General features: G+C 39.6%; 18 protein-coding genes. 4 read left to right on the plus strand and 14 right to left on the minus strand.

Translation table 11 applies throughout. The features are described from left to right. Nucleotide 1: 1 nt before the first annotated feature. Both ACUW85_RS03840 and ACUW85_RS03845 read right to left on the minus strand, forming a co-directional pair. The gene (locus tag ACUW85_RS03840; protein ID WP_149256417.1) at nt 2-901 is read right to left on the minus strand and encodes an ABC transporter permease; all 900 of its coding nucleotides are present in this window, start codon (nt 899-901) and stop codon (nt 2-4) included. Nucleotides 902-923: 22 nt separating this feature from the next. Continuing rightward, a complete protein-coding gene (locus ACUW85_RS03845) occupies nt 924-1,886 on the minus strand; it encodes an ABC transporter substrate-binding protein (protein ID WP_149256416.1) in 963 nt (320 codons plus the stop codon). Nucleotides 1,887-2,380: 494 nt separating this feature from the next. Here ACUW85_RS03845 and ACUW85_RS03850 point away from each other — a divergent pair, with 494 nt between their 5' ends. Beyond that, the gene (locus ACUW85_RS03850; RefSeq protein WP_048729375.1) at nt 2,381-3,634 is read left to right on the plus strand and encodes a diaminopimelate decarboxylase family protein; all 1,254 of its coding nucleotides are present in this window, start codon (nt 2,381-2,383) and stop codon (nt 3,632-3,634) included. A gap of 89 nt (nt 3,635-3,723) precedes the next feature. Here the strand turns inward: ACUW85_RS03850 and ACUW85_RS03855 are convergent, their stop codons facing one another. Next, nucleotides 3,724-4,740 (minus strand): M15 family metallopeptidase, encoded by a 1,017-nt coding sequence (locus ACUW85_RS03855; RefSeq protein WP_182023280.1) that lies wholly within the window; start codon nt 4,738-4,740, stop codon nt 3,724-3,726. Between the two features lie 159 nt (nt 4,741-4,899). On the opposite strand from ACUW85_RS03855, the gene proB reads away from it, so the two are divergent. From proB to ACUW85_RS03870, 3 genes are all read left to right on the plus strand, one after another. Beyond that, nucleotides 4,900-5,703 carry a glutamate 5-kinase gene (proB, locus tag ACUW85_RS03860; protein WP_016896438.1) on the plus strand — a complete coding sequence of 268 codons (804 nt, stop codon included), beginning with the start codon at nt 4,900-4,902 and terminating at the stop codon, nt 5,701-5,703. A 92-nt stretch (nt 5,704-5,795) separates the two neighbouring features. Beyond that, on the plus strand, nt 5,796-7,064 hold the full coding sequence (locus ACUW85_RS03865; protein ID WP_182023254.1) for a glutamate-5-semialdehyde dehydrogenase: 1,269 nt from the start codon (nt 5,796-5,798) through the stop codon (nt 7,062-7,064). 98 nt (nt 7,065-7,162) lie between these two features. After that, complete coding sequence (locus tag ACUW85_RS03870) at nt 7,163-8,161, plus strand: asparaginase (protein WP_182023255.1); 999 nt, start codon at nt 7,163-7,165, stop codon at nt 8,159-8,161. A 79-nt stretch (nt 8,162-8,240) separates the two neighbouring features. Here the strand turns inward: ACUW85_RS03870 and ACUW85_RS03875 are convergent, their stop codons facing one another. The 11 genes from ACUW85_RS03875 to ACUW85_RS03925 all read right to left on the minus strand — a co-directional run bounded on the left by ACUW85_RS03875 (nt 8,241) and on the right by ACUW85_RS03925 (nt 17,845). After that, a complete protein-coding gene (locus ACUW85_RS03875; protein ID WP_182023256.1) occupies nt 8,241-8,402 on the minus strand; it encodes a hypothetical protein in 162 nt (53 codons plus the stop codon). Nucleotides 8,403-8,601: 199 nt separating this feature from the next. After that, nucleotides 8,602-9,684: an LLM class flavin-dependent oxidoreductase gene (locus tag ACUW85_RS03880; RefSeq protein WP_182023257.1), complete on the minus strand. Its 1,083-nt coding sequence runs from the start codon at nt 9,682-9,684 to the stop codon at nt 8,602-8,604. Nucleotides 9,685-9,838: 154 nt separating this feature from the next. Then, nucleotides 9,839-10,267: a PPC domain-containing DNA-binding protein gene (locus ACUW85_RS03885; RefSeq protein ID WP_182023258.1), complete on the minus strand. Its 429-nt coding sequence runs from the start codon at nt 10,265-10,267 to the stop codon at nt 9,839-9,841. Between the two features lie 190 nt (nt 10,268-10,457). Next, on the minus strand, nt 10,458-11,201 hold the full coding sequence (locus tag ACUW85_RS03890) for a CpsD/CapB family tyrosine-protein kinase (protein WP_182023259.1): 744 nt from the start codon (nt 11,199-11,201) through the stop codon (nt 10,458-10,460). Between the two features lie 11 nt (nt 11,202-11,212). Further along, on the minus strand, nt 11,213-11,968 hold the full coding sequence (locus tag ACUW85_RS03895) for a YveK family protein (RefSeq protein WP_182023260.1): 756 nt from the start codon (nt 11,966-11,968) through the stop codon (nt 11,213-11,215). Nucleotides 11,969-12,108: 140 nt separating this feature from the next. Further along, nucleotides 12,109-13,944 carry a polysaccharide biosynthesis protein gene (locus ACUW85_RS03900; protein ID WP_182023261.1) on the minus strand — a complete coding sequence of 612 codons (1,836 nt, stop codon included), beginning with the start codon at nt 13,942-13,944 and terminating at the stop codon, nt 12,109-12,111. 101 nt (nt 13,945-14,045) lie between these two features. After that, nucleotides 14,046-14,822, minus strand: coding sequence for a tyrosine-protein phosphatase (locus tag ACUW85_RS03905; RefSeq protein WP_149315029.1), 777 nt, complete (start codon nt 14,820-14,822; stop codon nt 14,046-14,048). A 201-nt stretch (nt 14,823-15,023) separates the two neighbouring features. Further along, entirely contained in the window at nt 15,024-15,479 is a 456-nt protein-coding gene (locus ACUW85_RS03910) for an NUDIX hydrolase (RefSeq protein WP_149315030.1), read from the minus strand. 11 nt (nt 15,480-15,490) lie between these two features. Next, entirely contained in the window at nt 15,491-16,363 is an 873-nt protein-coding gene (locus ACUW85_RS03915; RefSeq protein ID WP_182023262.1) for a DegV family protein, read from the minus strand. A 92-nt stretch (nt 16,364-16,455) separates the two neighbouring features. After that, complete coding sequence (locus tag ACUW85_RS03920) at nt 16,456-17,325, minus strand: DegV family protein (protein WP_149315032.1); 870 nt, start codon at nt 17,323-17,325, stop codon at nt 16,456-16,458. A gap of 367 nt (nt 17,326-17,692) precedes the next feature. Next, nucleotides 17,693-17,845 carry an MFS transporter gene (locus ACUW85_RS03925; protein WP_154837909.1) on the minus strand — a complete coding sequence of 51 codons (153 nt, stop codon included), beginning with the start codon at nt 17,843-17,845 and terminating at the stop codon, nt 17,693-17,695. Nucleotides 17,846-17,861 lie beyond the last annotated feature (16 nt).

The following is a 17,861-nucleotide window of genomic DNA, read 5'->3' on the forward strand; positions in this document are numbered from 1 at the left end:
TCTACGCTTCTTTACTTGTGATTGAATTTTTCACAACTTTTTTACCGTGTTGACGAACAGCTGGTACCCCAAGCGCTACGGCTAGGATTAAGGCTGAGAATAGACGGACGTCGTTTGGATTGAAGTTTAATTCTAATACCAATAGTAATAGTAAACGGTATATGATTGACCCTAATACAATCGCTAATAAGCGTTTAACAAAGGTAATGTTTTTCCCCATGGCTTCACCAATGACCACTGAGGCTAAACCGATAACCATTGCCCCAACACCCATGTTGACATCTGCATAGCCGTTGTTTTGCGCTAATAAACCACCTGATAAACCTACTAATCCGTTGGCTACCATGAAGCCGATAATCTTTGTCCAGTCAGTATTGATCCCGTTGGCTTCACTCATCATGTAGTTATCACCTGTGGCACGGATGGCTAAACCAATTTGCGTATCGAAGAACCATTTAAGTAAGGCCACGATGGCTACAACAATGATTAAACCAATGACGATAACTGCTAAAGTCTTGTCTTCAATTAATTGACGCATTTGAGTGACCAAAGTACTTTGACTTAATAATGGCAAGTTGGCTTGACCTAAAATACGTAGGTTAATAGAGTACAAACCAGTCATGGTAATAATAGATGCAATCAAAGCTGGCACTTTTAATTTCGTATGTAATAAACCAGTGATTAGTCCAGCACCTGCCCCAATGACAAATGATAGTAAGGTGGCAATCCAAGGTTCCATGGCAAATTCAAAAATTAACCGTGATACCAAGGCTGCCCCTAAAGAAAACGACCCTTCAACTGTCATATCGGCCACATTTAGGATTCGGTAAGTTAAGTAAACCCCCATCGCCAATAATCCCCATAACAATCCTTCTGATATACTGCCTAAAATAACACTCATATTAAAAACCTCTTTCTTCCCTTTATTCTGCCACTTGGATGCTGTCAGGATCGATGCCCAGCGCTTCCGCCATGTCTTCATTTACGTATAATTCTAATTCTTCCGCTTGCTCAATCGGCATGGTCGAAGGATCTTCACCTTCAATTACCCGTGCTGCCATTTCAGCTGTTTGACGGCCCAATTCGTAGTAGTTTAATGAATAAGTCGCTAGTCCACCATCTTCCACTTGGTCAATTGATCCAGCAACAACCGGTACTTGGTATTGTTCAGATACCGCACCCACCGTTGACGCTGCCCCTGCCATGATATTATCTGTTGGAATATATAACAGTTCCGCTTCTGACATCACAGAATTCAAGGCTTGTTGTACATCATTAGTTGAGGTGACCGTACGAATGACTGGCGTTTTACCGGCCGATACAATGGCTGCTTCAGCTTGCTCTGCTTGAATTTGCGAGTTGACCTCACCCGTGTTGTAGATGATGCCAACTTTTTCCGCTTTAGGTCTAATCGACATTAATAGCTCAACTTGCTTCTCAACCGGCATCTGGTCGCTTGTTCCTGTCACATTTCGGCCCGAACCCTCTAGTGATTCTGCCAAACCTGCTGTTATAGGGTCAGTTACGGCTGTAAAAAGGAGTGCTTTCTCCTCTTCCGTCACGGCTAGTGCCTGAATAGTTGGCGTTCCGATACCTAAAACCAGCTCAGAATTCTTCAACAATTGTCCTGCCATTGGATACAAGTTGGCTTGCTGACCTTGGGCATTCATCCGGTGGTAAACCACGTCAACGCCCTCTTCATAACCTAGTTCGGTCATCCCATCAATAAAACCTTGCTCCGCATCATTTAAGGAATTGTGGTCCATAATCGATAAAATACCGATATCTAAAATGCCATTATCTTCAGCATTCTCACAGCCAGCCGCAAAAATAGCTAAACTCGCTACTAATGTCACCAAGCCTTTCTTTAAGCTCAATCTTTTCATTATTTACTCCCCTTTACAATCAATCCAAAGAAAAAAGCACCTATCCAGATAAAATCTAAATAGGTGCTTATAGCGCTAAAATATCTAGCTATGCCACAATAGATTTTATCTCTACGTGGCCACTTGTTACGCAACAAAATGTTTAGCCATCATAGATACGGTTCAGTTGTTTACTGACGTTTGTATCTATGATCTAAAACAGATTTCATAAATACAAACTACCTAAAATAGCTAAAGTAAAAGCGATTATTCGTATGTAGGCTGTTCATTTTCATCAATAAATCCCCTTGAATATGGCTGTCATTCATATAGTTGCGTCTTTCAATAGCATTATCATAGATTTAAATAAAAAAATTGTCAAGCCAATTCACATAGTTTTTTCATATTATTGTTTTTTTTATAAGGTCGCTGCCAGACAAGGATTATATGCTTGCATAAACCACCCATTTTCTTCATAATGAGAGTAAGATTAAATTTAAAGGAGACAACAATTCATGCAAAACAAACGTCCATTTACCAGCCTGGCAAAAGTTGAAGAAATTGCTGCTGAAATCCCTACACCATTCCATTTATACGACGAAGCCGGTATCAGAGACCGCTGTCGTCGTCTTAAAAAAGCGTTCTCTTGGAACCCTAACTTCCATGAATATTTCGCAGTTAAAGCTACACCAAATCCACACGTATTGAAAATTATGCAAGAAGAAGGCATGGGCGTCGACTGTGCATCTTATACAGAACTTGTACTAGCAGACAAAGTTGGTTTCTCTGGCCACGACATCATGTTTTCATCTAACGTTACGCCAGCAGCCGACTTCAAGAAAGCCGCTGAACTGGGTGCGATCATTAACTTTGATGACATCACACATATTGATTTCTTCAAAGAACATGTAGGTGAATTCCCAGAAACAGTTTGTATCCGTTACAATCCAGGTGGCACATTCGAAGTTGCGAACGGCATCATGGATAACCCTGGTGACGCCAAATACGGTATGACACCTGAACAAACCCGTCAAGCCTTCCAAAAATTAGCAGACTACGGCGTGAAAAACATCGGCATCCACTCATTCTTGGTTTCAGGTTCGACATCCAACGAATACTATCCAAAATTAGCACGTACCTTATTTGAATTAGCGGTTGAATTAAAAGACCAAACTGATTTAAATATCGCCTTCATCAATCTATCAGGTGGTGTTGGGGTTGCTTACAAACCAGAAGAAACACCAGCAGACATCGACATCATCGGTGACGGCGTACGCCAAGCATACGAAGACATCATGCAACCAGCTGGCTTGGGCGATGTTGCCATCTTTACCGAATTAGGTCGTTGGATGTTAGCTGAAAACGGTGGTTTAGTAGCCAAAGTCCTACATGAAAAAATCACTTACAAAGACTACCTAGGATTAGACGCATCAGCCTCTGACCTATTACGTCCAGCAATGTACGGCGCTTACCACCACATCTCTGTTTTAGGTAAAGAAGACGAAAATGCCGACCAAACATACGATGTAACGGGTGGTTTATGTGAAAACAACGATAAATTCGCTATCGACCGTCAATTACCAAAAACAAACATTGGCGACTACATCTGGATCCACGACGCTGGTGCCCACGGTGCCTCAATGGGTTACCAATACAACGCCAAATTACGTTCAGCAGAAGTCATGTTAAAAGAAGACGGCACATTCAAACAAATCCGTCGTCCTGAAACACCAGAAGACTACTTCGCAACTATGGACTTTAATTTCTAAAAAAATATATCCAGTAAAAAGCGCCCGAACATGATGTTTGGGCGCTTTTTGCTATTTTCTTTTAGTTTGTGAACAATTAAGTCAGCCCTCTAAACTAAGCCTTCTTCTGTTAATGCTGTTTGATAGTTTACTAGGGCTAAGAATTCTTCTAGTGTGATGTCATACTTAGTGATATATTGCGCAGCTTCTACACCGACATAACGGTAGTGCCATGGCTCAAAGCTATACCCCGTTACCTGCTCTTTTCCTTGTGGGTACCGTAAAATAAAGCCATAATCTGGGGCATTTTCTGCGAGCCATTGAGCTGATGGTTGGTCTGCATAAGCCTCATCTAAACTGCCACCTATACCTGTCCATTCAGTGCCTAGCCAGTCAAAGGCTAGTCCAGTTGAATGTTCACTGGCTTGAGCTGGTGCAAAATAAGCATTTGTTAGGTCACGCGCTTCTGATTCTGAGTAGCCTTGAGCTAAGTAATCTTGAAAACCATTCTCCACATTTTGTGCTTGGTAAGCAATTGTCCGGTGGGCTGAAATAGTAGCAAGTGTATATCCAGCATTTGTAGCACCGTCGATTAGTGCAGTATAAGCATCTGTGATTGTGGCGTTATAGGGTTTACCTGAACTTGCATAAGTAAAATCCATCACTGGTTCGGTAAGTAATGGGTTAAGTTTATTGACTAATTGATATTGTGCTGAATCTACATCAACTTCTTTAGGTAGGTCTGTCAGCAACTGGGCCATGGCTGCATTTTCGTCCAGTTCCAGCGTAGCAGCTACATTTGTTGCGATATCCTTCACAGAATAAGTTTGGATGTCATCTGCATAGTCGGCTGAAAATTCGGCCATTCGACTGGCTTCTTCATCGTTTGTGGCGTTTGATGCGACTGGCGTAGTAATGGTTTCTGCCAATTCAGCTTTACGTGCTTCAGCCTTTTTCTCATCATCTGAAGAGGCACTTTCTTCGGTGATTTTTGTATCTGTGGGCTGGTTTGTGGTGGTTTCTGTTTCGGCGTTGGTCTTACTGTAGCTGATATCGTAGGTAGCAAGCACTAAAATAAAGGCCAAGACGACGGCGATGTAGGCCTTGTTAAATAGACTGATATTCATTTTTGACACTTGAGTCACTCCTCGTTTTTCCCATTTCTCTTTTACCTGCCTAAAAATCACAGGTCCTCTATGCTATAATAACAGAGTGAGATTTCAATTAGATTAAAAAAAAGTAAAACTACTTTTAATATACAAAATTTTTAGATGAGGATGAATGAGATGAATCGTGAAGGAATTTTAAGCGCGGAGAGAATTGTTGTGAAAATCGGGACACATTCTCTTTTGAATAGTCAAAATCAGATTAATTATAACCGGATTGACCGCCTAGCTTTGGCCCTTTCTACCTTAATTCAAGAGGGTAAGGAAGTAATCCTTGTAACCTCGGGTGCGATTGGTGTTGGTTCTGTCAAAATGGGCTTAACTAGCCGACCTACCGATATGGCATCACAGCAAGCGACTGCCGCTGTTGGACAAGTAGCTTTAATGAATTTATATAGTCGGTCATTTAACTACTACAGTCAATTTATCGGGCAAATCTTGTTAACACGGGACATTATCGACTTCCCGGATTCTTACAACAACTATAAAAATGCCATGAATGCCTTATTAGGTCAAAAAATCTTACCGATTATCAATGAAAACGATGCGGTAGCGGTTGATGAAATGGACCACCAAACCCGTTTTGGTGATAACGATACCCTATCTGCCTTGGTTGCTTCGACGATGGACGCGGACTTGTTGATATTCCTAACAGATGTGGACGGCTTTTATGATGACAATCCGAAGCGAAACCCTGATGCGGTTCGCTTTGATGTCTTGCATGAGGTGACTGACGACTTAATGGATATGGCTAAGGGTGATGTTTCGGCCTTTTCAACTGGAGGAATGGAAACGAAATTGACGGCTGCTAACGAGTCTTTAAAATCCGGACAAATGACGGTGATTATGTCATCTGAAGATCCTATGCAGATTTTAGACTTAGTTAAGGGCGAATCAATTGGAACTCTTTTCATGCCAAAATAAGCGAATCTAATAGCCTTTCTCAATAGAAATGGATATAATTAATGAACACAATGAGAAAATACTCATAATTCTAATGTAATGGAGGTACGGACATGATTGATGCACAAGGTTTAGTGAATCTTGGTAGAGCTGCAAAGGTGGCTTCACGAGAATTAGGCAAGTTGCCAAGCCAACAAAAAAATGCGGCTTTATTAGCAATAGCCAAGTCTTTACGGGATAACCAAGCGGCTATTTTAGCGGCTAACCAGGCCGATATTGAAAATACACGAGAGGCTGGTCGACGCCCCGAAAGCTTTATTGAACGCATGACCTTAACTGAAAGCCGGATTGACGATATGGCCGCTGGTTTTGAAAAGGTGGCGAATTTGCCGGATATTATCGGGCAAACGGATGAAATGTGGTTTACTGAAGATGGCATTGAGATTGGGAAGAAACGTGTACCACTTGGAGTTATTGGGATTATTTTTGAATCACGTCCAAATGTAACAGCTGACGCTACTGCCCTAACCTTTAAAGCCGGTAATGCGGTCATTTTACGTGGGGGTAGCGAAACGATTCAATCCAATTTGGCTATTATTGAAGCCATTAAAGCTGGTTTATCAGAAGCTGGCGTAACAACAGATGCGGTTAACTTGATCGACAATCCTGACCGGGCTTTAGCGACTCAATTTATGCAGATGAACCAATACTTGGATGTGTTAATTCCACGTGGTGGTGCCGCCTTAATTCAAAATGTCGTTAAGAACGCAACTGTGCCAACGATTGAGACCGGTATTGGAAACGACCACCTCTACGTGCACGAAGCGGCTGATTTAGACAAGGCTTTAGCCATTTTGAAAAATGGAAAGTTGCAGCGGGTTTCAGTATGTAACGCTTTAGAAAACCTATTAGTCGACGAAAAAGTCGCAGAATCCTTTTTGCCACAAATCGTTGAATCTTTTAAAGCAGACAAGGTTGTGGTGCACGGAGACCAAAGAACGCGTGAAATCTTGCAAGGGAAAATCGATATCTTACCTGTCAATGAGGAAGATTATGCGACGGAATTCTTGGCTTACGAAATTGCAATCAAGGTGACTTCTGGCTACAATGAAGCGATTGAACATATCCAAACTTATTCATCTGCCCACACAGAAGTGATTGTAACCCAAGACTACTCAGTAGCCCGTCAATTCGTGGATGATATTGATGCTGCTGCAGTGGTTGTTAATGCCTCTTCTCGCTTTACAGATGGCGATAAATTTGGGTTCGGTGGCGAAATTGGGATTTCAACTCAGAAATTGCATGCCCGCGGACCAATGGGTATTGAAGCTTTAACGACTTATAAATATGTGATTTACGGCGACGGGCAAATCCGTCAGTAATCACCATACGATAACAGAAACGTGCGTACTGGATGATCCTATCTGGTGCGCTTTTTCGTGGTATAATGGGCGTAAATATTTTTAATAAGGAGCATTTCATGACCAAGCGCGTTTTATTTATACTGACTGGTGGGACCATTTCGGCTCAAGATTCTGACCATGGACTTGTTGCTGGGACTATCAAACAAGAACTAACTGAAATCCTAGCGTCTTCTGGATTAGACTTTACTTATAATGCAGTCAACCTGCTATCTATCGATTCAACTAATATGCAGCCGGAAAATTGGCTGCAGGTAGCCCAAGTGATCCAGGACCAATATGAGGCTTATGATGGCTTTATTGTGGTGCACGGGACAGATACCATGGCTTACGGCGCTGCTGCCCTATCTTACCTGGTTCAAAATAGCGCCAAACCAATTGTCTTTACTGGGTCTCAAGTGCCCCTATCAAAAATTGGCAATGATGGCGTGAAAAATATCCTAGACGCTGTAACCTACGCCATATCTGACCAAGCTTACGCTATATCAATTGTATTCCATGGAGAAGTTTTGCTGGGCACCCGGTCGCGCAAAGTACGGTCTCGGTCTTACCAAGCTTTTCAAACCATTGATTTCGCCAACCGGGCAGTTGTCCGGTCACAAAGGGTTTTACCTATCTTAAATCAATCTAGTGATTTAGGGCCAGTTAAATTCTACAACCAACTGAATCCGCGCGTGGGTTTGATTAAATTAACTCCCGGCCTTCCAGCTCAAGTCATTGAAGCCTATTGTAACTTGGTGGATGTCATCGTTATTGAAGGTTTTGGGATTGGTGGGATTCCGCAATTAACCGCTCTCGATTATGCAGGGCAAATTCGGGCAGCCGTCAACCAAGGAAAATATGTGATTTTAACCACGCAGGTCCCGATGGAAGGATCTGATTATGAGGTCTATGCAGTTGGCCAGTCAATTCTAGGGGAAAAGCATATTATTGAAACAGCCAATATCACCAGCGAAGCCCTAGTCATGAAGGCTATGTGGGCACTTGGGAATTCGGAAGATTTTGACCAGTTCAAAGCTATGATTCAACGCCCCGTGGATTATGACTATCTGAAATAGGAAAATAAAGCAGGTGTACCCTTTTGATCTAATTGGATGCACCTGCTATTTTATTTAAGTATTCTTGATTGAAGTAGCTTTATTGGTAACTTAATCCGAATCCGTATCCGTATTTGTTTCCTTGACTGTCTTCATAAGTGTAAGGACGGTCCAAGTAAAATTCTTTGCCGTAGCCTAGCACATCATTAGGTGATGCATAAATACCATTTTCGCCAACCTTATTTGAATATTTACTTCGCAAATGTTGTTGTAAGTCCTTATGATGAGAATTATACAGCAAAAAGATAACGGTTTTAATAGTGGTTTGTATTCTTTTACACAAAGAAAAAGAGCTGAATTTGTGATTTTCAGCTCCTTGTAATTATATATATTCATAATGTTATATTGCAATCGTTGATTTAAACTAGTTGTTTTTCGAATTTTTTACAATTCAGAAATCACTAGTTTTTCTTAGTATATTTCTTCACTTCAGGAATGACCTTTTCACCTAGTAAATCAATGGTTCGTTTGATTTTATCTATCGGAACGCCACCCATATCAATTTGGCCGATATACCGGTCCATACCATAGACTTCATATTGGTAGATCAATTTATCAACAATCATTTCTGGACTTCCTGCCATCATGGTGTCTTGAACCGACCGGGCTTGTGCAAATTGTTGCTTAGGGAAAATAGACCCATTTGAATGTAAGAATGATGATTTTACATGGGGGTAAAATTCCGCCAAAGCTTCTTGACCTGTAGGGGCAATATACATGGGAGAAGCTGTCGTTAAAGGATAGGTTGTTGGGTCTATACCTAGATTGGCTAATTCTTCATGATAGGCCTCTACAGCCGAATAAAAGGCCATAGCCGGTCCAGCCAAGGTCGTTAGGACCATCGGGATACCCGCACGTCCTGCTTTCACTGCAGAAGCTGGTGACCCACCAACCCCACGCCAAATTGGAATGAAGTTGTCTTTTGGTTTAGGGAAAATTTCCGCCTGGTTTAAACGGTGTCGGAATTGCCCTTCCCAAGAGATTTTTTCACCCTTTTCAACTTGCTGGTTGATGTAATTTAATAATTCAAATTTTTCTTCGAACAATTCTTCATAGTCGCGTAATTCATAACCTAATAGTTCAAATAAACCAATTCGAGAGGCACGACCACCTACTAATTCAACCCGTCCGTCAGAAATTAAATCTAAAGTAGCGAAGTTTTCGTAAACTCGAACCGGGTCAGATGTCGATACAACAGTTGATGAAGAGGATAATTTAATCTTACTCGTCGCTTGGGCAATGGCCCCTAAAATGACTGCATGGGCTTGAGAGACAAAATGTTCTTGGTGAGATTCACCAAGGGCAAAAATATCTAAGCCTGCTTGTTCAGCGTGCTGAGCCGTTTCGATTAATTCTTGAACTCTTTTTTGTTCCCCTACCCCTTGGTTGGTATGTGGGTTTGGGGCATAGTCACCTAAAGAATACAGGCCAAATTGCAAGCCTTCATTTGGTTTAAAACCAAACTTCTCTTTCATTGTTGTCATCATTATTCTCCATTCATTTTTGAATATATTTTTTAGATAGCTCTATTATAATTTCAAATCCGAATTAACACAAGATTTTAGCTTACAATTTGTTAGTTAGGAAACTTTCTGTTAGTAAGAAAACATTCATTTTCCAATCAGACGAACAAAGACCTTATTTATTGAAATCGAACAAGTTCAAGCCGGTTTCTGCTTCGTCTTTCGACCGTTCCACTTCACCAGAAATCATATGAACAAACATTTCACCGGTACCTGAAATAATGGCTTCGTTCAAGTGACCACCAACTACTGACCCATCTGCACGGCCAAATGTAGCATGTAGGTGGTTATATTGTTCGCCGTCCATCATCGACATATTGCCATTCAATGAAGTTAACTCTAACTCTTCACTTAATTCGTTAGGACTGTATGAACGCTCTGCCACATTGTATAGGCTGTATTTCACCTGGTCACAAGCGCCAATCCCTTGAACAGTTGCTAAAGAGATTTTCTCACGCTTAGCTAATTCTGCCAAGGTAGTAATAATCTCTTCACCTCTATCAAGTCGTACAACTAATACATCACCAAATCGTCTATAATCCATTCGTACATTCTCCTTTGCCGAAATTCACAAGTTATTTTACTTCTTCGACTAGGATAACACATCTAGAATCAAAAGCATTATCAAAAGCCATACCAAAAACCAATCGAAATCCCTGGCCGTCTTGACTAAACCGATTCACAAGTACAAAAAAGAGATAGAGCCGAAACCCTATCCCTTAGTTTGAAATCTATTATTTGCTTGTTTCGCTTTGACCATAGCCATAACCGTAGCCATAACCATAACCCAATTTATTGGCATCTTCACCGTTATATACGGCACCGATCACGTTGGCATTCACCACGTCCAATAAATCTTTTGTTTTGCGTACTTCGTTTTTGTTAGCAATTCCTGAACGAACAACCACAATCACGCCATCTACACGCGTTGCAACAACTTGTGCATCGGTAACAGCTAGAATTGGTGGTGTATCAAAAATAACTAAGTCAAACATTTCTTCTAATTCGCCGATTAATTCAGCCATACGGTTTGAACCTAATAGTTCAGATGGGTTTGGCGGAATTGGACCAGCTGCTAAAATGTAAATATTTGCATCCGCAACATAGTTTACAGTATCCATGATGTTTGCATCATGATCTGTTAGTAAACTTGTCAAACCAACAGTTGTGTTGATATTGAATGTTTTAGCTACTGTTGGTTTACGTAAATCAGCGTCTACTAATAAGACACGCAAGCCTTGTTGCGCCATTACAGCAGCAGTGTTAGCTGTAACAGTGGATTTACCTTCCCAACTACCAGATGATGTGAACATGATTGATTTAAAATCACGGTCAACCATTGAGAATTGGATATTTGTACGGATTTGACGGAAAGATTCAGAAATGACATCATTTGGTTGCGTAACAGTAATTAAACTAGCGCCTCGGCGTTGTTCTGCATTCATCTTGTCAAAATGTTTTCTTTTATTCTTAAACAAAATTGAACCTCCTAGACACGACGACGGTTTCTAGAACCATCTTTGACTGCATTACCTTTGAAGCGCGTATCTTCAACTTTACTTTTATCCATTTGTGGAATAGTTCCTAATAAAGTCCAACCAAGCTCTTCAACGATATCACTGCTCTTAACTGAATTATCTAACATTGCATTTACTAATTGCCATACAACACCGACAATCAATCCTAATAATGCACCAATAATGATATTTAAAATGACATTTGGTGAAGTTGGCGATTGACCAGGTTCAGCTGGGGTTACAATCGAAACGTTCTCTACTTGTAACACTTGTTGTACAACTTCAGAGAAAGATACAGCAATTGCGTTGGCTAAGTTAGCAGCAACATACGGTGATTCATTTTCTACAGAAATGGTAAATAGTAATGAATCTGAATCCATAGAAACTGTAACGTTTTCTGCTAATTCAGTAGCTGTCATACCTTCTGCTTCAGGTACATCTGCAATGGCGGGATCAAGCACTAATGGACGGCTTACCAATGATTGATAAGTATTTAAAAGTGTCAAGTTCGCTTGTAAACCTGCTTGTGTGATTGTATTTTCTGCAGTAGCGGTAGCAGTGTTATTCACAACAATATCAGTTGTAGATGTATACTTTGGTGTCATTAAGAAAAATGTCACTAAAGCTGCTAATACAATCCCAATAACAGTGGTTGAAATAATCTTCCAAATATTCGCAGTAAGAATATTCAGTATCTCAATTAAAGAGATTTCTTGGGTGTCGTTCATCTCGTCCTCCTCGAGCAAATATAATGCATATTATTTACTTCCTATTTGAATATAATATCATAACTATGTCAGTCTACCATACCAGTTTTTAAATTTTCAATAAGATATTGTGATTCATAGTATTTTTCACTTGATTCTCATTATCCGTTTTCAGATGTTTTCGCATCACGGTGAACAAAATCAACTAACTTTTTGTTTAAGGTATCATCGTTAACCGCTGTTAAGTCTAATGATTCAACGAATTCATAAATTTCTTCAATTGGCTGACTGGTAATTTTTCCAACAAAAATCTTATCATCAACTTTTTGACCAGTTGTTTCATCAGTCAGTAGCAGTTCTTCATAAAGTTTTTCACCAGGCCGAATACCACTTTCAACAATTGGAATTTCTTTTTCAGTAAAGCCTGATAGTTTAATCATTTTCTTAGCAAGATCTAGGATTAGGACTTCTTTACCCATATCTAAGATAAATAACTCGCCACCCTCAGCTTTAGCACCGGCTTGGATAACCAAACGACTTGCTTCAGGAATGGTCATGAAGTAACGACGCATTCTAAAGTCTGTAACAGTTACCGGGCCACCCTTTTCAATTTGTTTCTTGAATACAGGGATAACTGAACCACGTGAACCCAATACATTACCGAATCGTACTGCTGCAAATTTCGTATGGTTTGAAACTTTATCCATACCAGTTACTAGCATTTCAGCGATTCGTTTTGAAGCCCCCATTACGTTAGGTGGGTTGTTGGCTTTATCAGTGGATACCATAACGAAGACATCAACATTGGCATTCTTCGCTGCGGTTGCCACATTCAATGTTCCAAAGACATTATTTTTCACTGCTTCAGTTGGGTTAGCTTCCATTAACGGCACATGTTTATGGGCTGCTGCATGGTAAACGATATCTGGTTTGTAGGTTTGCATGATCTGTTCAATATGTTCTTTATCTTGAACGTCAGCAATGATTGGAATAATCTGGGTATTTGGTAAGTCTTTTTGAGCGAACTCTTGGTTGATCAAGTAGATTGAGTTTTCTCCGTGACCTAAAAGATAAATCGTTTTTGGTGCGAATTTAGCTACCTGACGACATATTTCAGAACCAATTGAACCACCAGCACCTGTAACTAAGATGTCTTTACCAGAGATTTGACGGAAGGCATCTGAATCGTCTAATTCCACTTCGTCACGACCTAACAAATCAGAAATTGAAATTTCTTGTGGGCCAGAAGTTGTATCCATTTGATATCCTAATAATGTTTTTTCAACTGAAGGCATTTGACGCACATCCACGTCGTATTCAATACCCCAGTCTAAGATTTGTTCAATTTTTTCACTCGGTAGGGTTGGTGCCGTAATAATGATGTTTTGTAAATGGTATTGTTCAATAATACTTGGAATATCTTTAATGCAACCTAAGATGCTCAAGTTATCCATTTTCTTATGTAGTAACTCTTTATCATCATCTACAAAACCGACGAATCGATATGCACCATCATTTTTAAACTGTTTAAGGAAGGTATTTCCGCCTCGACCTGCACCTACAAGTAAAGTTGGTTCAAAGACCCCTTCACCTTTTGGTATGTTTTCTCTACGGTCCATTGTTAAGCGCCATGAAGCACGCGATACAAATGTTAAACCAATGGCAAATACTGCTAATAAGAAGACAAATCGAATAGAAAAGCTTCTATAAATAATTGCTGCTGACGCTAGGGTTAAAATTGATGCAATAAAATGGGTAATCAGTAAATCTGATGCCCCTTTAAAACTCATATAGCGAATAATCAAGTTGTAGTTTTTTGTCCATAAACTAGCTAGTATATAAGTAATGAAATAGATAGTTGATAAACCTAACGTCATTGATACGGTTAAACCTACATAAATTTCAAGTAACAGATATGCGGCAAAACCAGCAACTAAAATCGATACAAAATCAGCAATCGCTAGTATCGAATATTTTTGGTATTTAGAAAAATTCATTTACGCGTTACGCTCCCAACTTGTTCTTTTCTTTTTTCCTGATACGTATTTATAACAAACTACAAATCCAATAAACTAAAACAAACTACAAATCCAACAAACTAAAACAAACCGAAAAATTTCTTCTTACGTTTTGGTTGGTCTAAAACAAAATTGGTGATCATTGGATCCCCATTCACTAAACTTTTCGCATTGGCTTTAAAATCAAACACGATACTTGTCCCATACTCCGCTTGCATTTTGTTGAAGGCTGCCTCCATATTAAAGCCCCTAGGTCCATGTGGACGGTGGGCATCTGAAGCGAGCATATGGACAAGATTTTCTTCAATCAACAAACGACTCGTTTCTTCAACACCAGAACCAAACTCCCCTAAATATGAAGCTGCTGTTAACTGTGCGTAACAACCCATCTCCACAAAACGTTTTAATATTTCAGGTTTTTCAATAATCTTTTGATTTCGTTCCGGATGAACGATGATTGGGCGAATATTTTGTGACAATAAATCAAAGAATACTTGTTCCGCATAATGCGGTACTTCATGACTTGGAAATTCAATTAAAATATAATGACCTTCTAAATCTGTAAATAAAATTTCACCGTGGTCAATGTGGTCTAACAACTCACCGTGGAGTCTGATTTCTTGACCAGGGAAGACCACTAAATCAATGCCTCTGCGGTCAAGTTCAACTTGTAGTTGCCCAACAGCTTCTTCAACCTTGTTACGTTCATTAACGAATTCTGAATTACGGTGGTGAGGTGTGGCTAAGATATGGGTAATCCCTTCTTGAACAGCGACATTCGCCATCTCTATTGACATTTCAATATCTTTAGCACCATCATCCACTCCAGGTAATATATGATTATGGATATCTATCATTACATTCCCTCCTTTTCATTTATTGAATGAAGTACTGTGATCACTATATACACAAAAAAAGATCCAGGATACATGAATCTTTTTGTAAGTAGGGCATTTTCATTTCTACAGTATACTGTATATAAACAATTTATATGTAAGAAATTGGTAAAGTCACCTTACAATTTCACAACAATCATTCATTTCTAACTACTATATACTCTACCGCTTTTCAACCAATTTTAAAACATCATTTTCATCATAAACTAATTTAATATCCATCAAAGTAGATGATTCAATCAATTCTTTGAGGAAAATACGGTCGCCTTCCCAAAGGGTTAGGTCAAAAATCTTATCCTTGTCTACCCAAGCTAGGTCCCCTTCTTTGGTTTGTCCGACCTCATTATTTTCTAATTGACCCGTATATAAGAAAATATACATAGGTTCTTGGTCAGCATAGATAAAAGTGACTATTCCTCGAAAAACGGCTGATTTCAAGTTTTGGCCAGCTTCTTCTTTGACTTCTCTTTCCAAGCATTCCATAGGTGATTCACCATGTTCAAATTTGCCGCCGATACCAATCCATTTCCCGTGGTTGACGTCGTTGGCTTTTTTCGTCCGGTGGAGCATCAAGTATTGGTTTAAGTCATTTTCTAAATAAATAAGTGTTGATAACATAAAGCCTCCACTTACTCTAAGTCAGCGTCTACTAGTAACCCCATACCTAAGGCACCCTTACCGCCGTGAACCCCTAAAACGGGTGTTAAATAACGGATAATGATGTCTTCATTTGGATAGTTTTCTAAGAAATAGTCTCTGAATTCAATGGCCTTATCATAGGCATCACCGTGGGCAAAGCCTAAATGCAGACGGTCACCAAATTGATTGCGGGCCTCTTCATAGATATGCAACCAAGATTTTTTAATCTTTCCTTCAGTACGGATTTTCTCAAAAACGTCTACTGTACCGTCATCTTCAAATCGTAGGATAGGATAGATTTTTAATACAGACCCGATAAAGGCTGAGGCTGCTTTGGCCCGGCCACCTTTGACCAAGTTGTTTAAATCTTCAATAAAGATATAAATTTCTGAATCTTGAATCATTTGGTTCATTGCTGGAATAATTTGTTCAGCTTTATAGCCTGATTCAATCAGACGAATCAATTCTTTCACTTCGTGAGCAATAATAATGGATACAGCCTTGGTATCTATTAAGTGGACATTGATTCGATCTTGATATTCTTGCATAACCATACGGGCTGTTTGGAAGGTCCCACTCAGTTTACTAGACATAAAGACCCCATAAACCTCGTCGTAACCCTTGGCTATTAGTTCATCCATAATTCGGTAATAGTCCGCTGGTTCGGGTTGAGATGAGGTTGGCAATTCGTCTACACTCACCATTTTGTGGTAAAAGTGTTTCAAAATCATTTCGTTTGTGGTATCATCCATCACTTCGCCATCTTTAAAAGCGATCTTTAAAGTTACCTCGTACACATCGGGATGGTTTTTTAATTCGTCAGGCAAACTAGATGTACTATCTACAATGATTGCTGAGCGCATAATATTCTCCTCCTTGTAACACTTGGTGTGTTGTGTTTATTCAAGGTACATTATAGCAAAAAAAATGCGATAAATCGCATTTTTCTGTCGTTTTATAATTCGGCATCTACCAATAAAAAGATCCCAATCGAACCGTTTCCTAAATGGGTACCTACAACCGGCGTTAATGCAGAGACAGTTACTTGTGACATATCCATATCATCTGACATATTGGCAGCAAGTTCTAAGGCACGTTCTGAAGCGTTTGAATGGGCTACAGACACATGTAAACGGTCGCCATACTTAGCGTGGGCAGTCTCGTAAATCCCTTTGAATTTTTCTTTCATTTTACGGTCAGTACGGATTTTATCAATCACTTCTAGCGCACCCATTTGATCAATTTTAATTAAAGGTGTAATTTTTAATAGGTTACCAAAGAAGGCACCGGCAGCTGATAAACGGCCTCCTTTTACTAGGTTGTCCAATGAACCCACCAAGATATAAGTTTCACTTTCATTAGCTACTTGTTCTAAGGCGGGTACAACAGTTTCTGCAGTATGACCTGCTGTTAATAATCGTAAACACTCACCTACTAAATGTTGCGACACAGCTGATGTCGACTTAGCATCAATAATATGGGTGGTAACTTGATCGGTAAACTCTCTTGATACCGCTTCTAATGAAGACAGAGTGCCACTTAATTGACTAGCAATCACAATGCCATAAACTTCATCATAGCCAGCTTTGATAATTTCTTCATATAGGTCATAAATTTGTCCGTTTGTAGGTTGTGACGTTGTTGGTAATACTGTCATATTTTCTAATTCATTATAATAGTCTGAGATCACTTGGGGGTCACTAGAATCTTCACGCACTTCTCCATCAGGAAAAATAACACTCAATTTAATCTGAAATACATTCTCTAGACTGCTTAGGTCTTCTGGTAAAGTTGCTGTTGAGTCAACAATAATTGCTGTTTTCATATTTATGGGTCTCCTTAAAAAATACATCATTGTACTAAAAATGGTGTCGACATAGTTTAACATGACCACGAGACAAAAAAAAGAGTAAGTTTTAACACTTACTCTTTTTCCTAGTTATCATAACTAGATCATTCATAAAGTTTCATTAGCCATTGCGATGCGCTTCAAGTTCAGCAACCAAATTTAATACACGTTTACGATTTGAATGAGTAAAGAAGCAATACCACAATACACATAGAATGAAAGAAATACCATGTACTAGAGTCCCTATTATATAAATCCATTCTTTTATGTCTGACTCTTATTACACTAGCGCATCTGAAACGTAACCTACCATAGCTAAAGCTTGCCCCGAAATAAATCCAGCTTATCCTGCTTTACGTGCAAATGAATAAAGAGAATATACAGCACCATCTTGACGATTATGTGTTGTCACTTCACTATCATCTACAACCTCTATAATTGCCGCCCAGATAACTGTATTGAACATAGCAGATCCAAGATAACCCGTAACTGTCATCACACTATATACATAT

Source organism: Aerococcus sp. 150760013-2 (genome assembly GCF_053627715.1).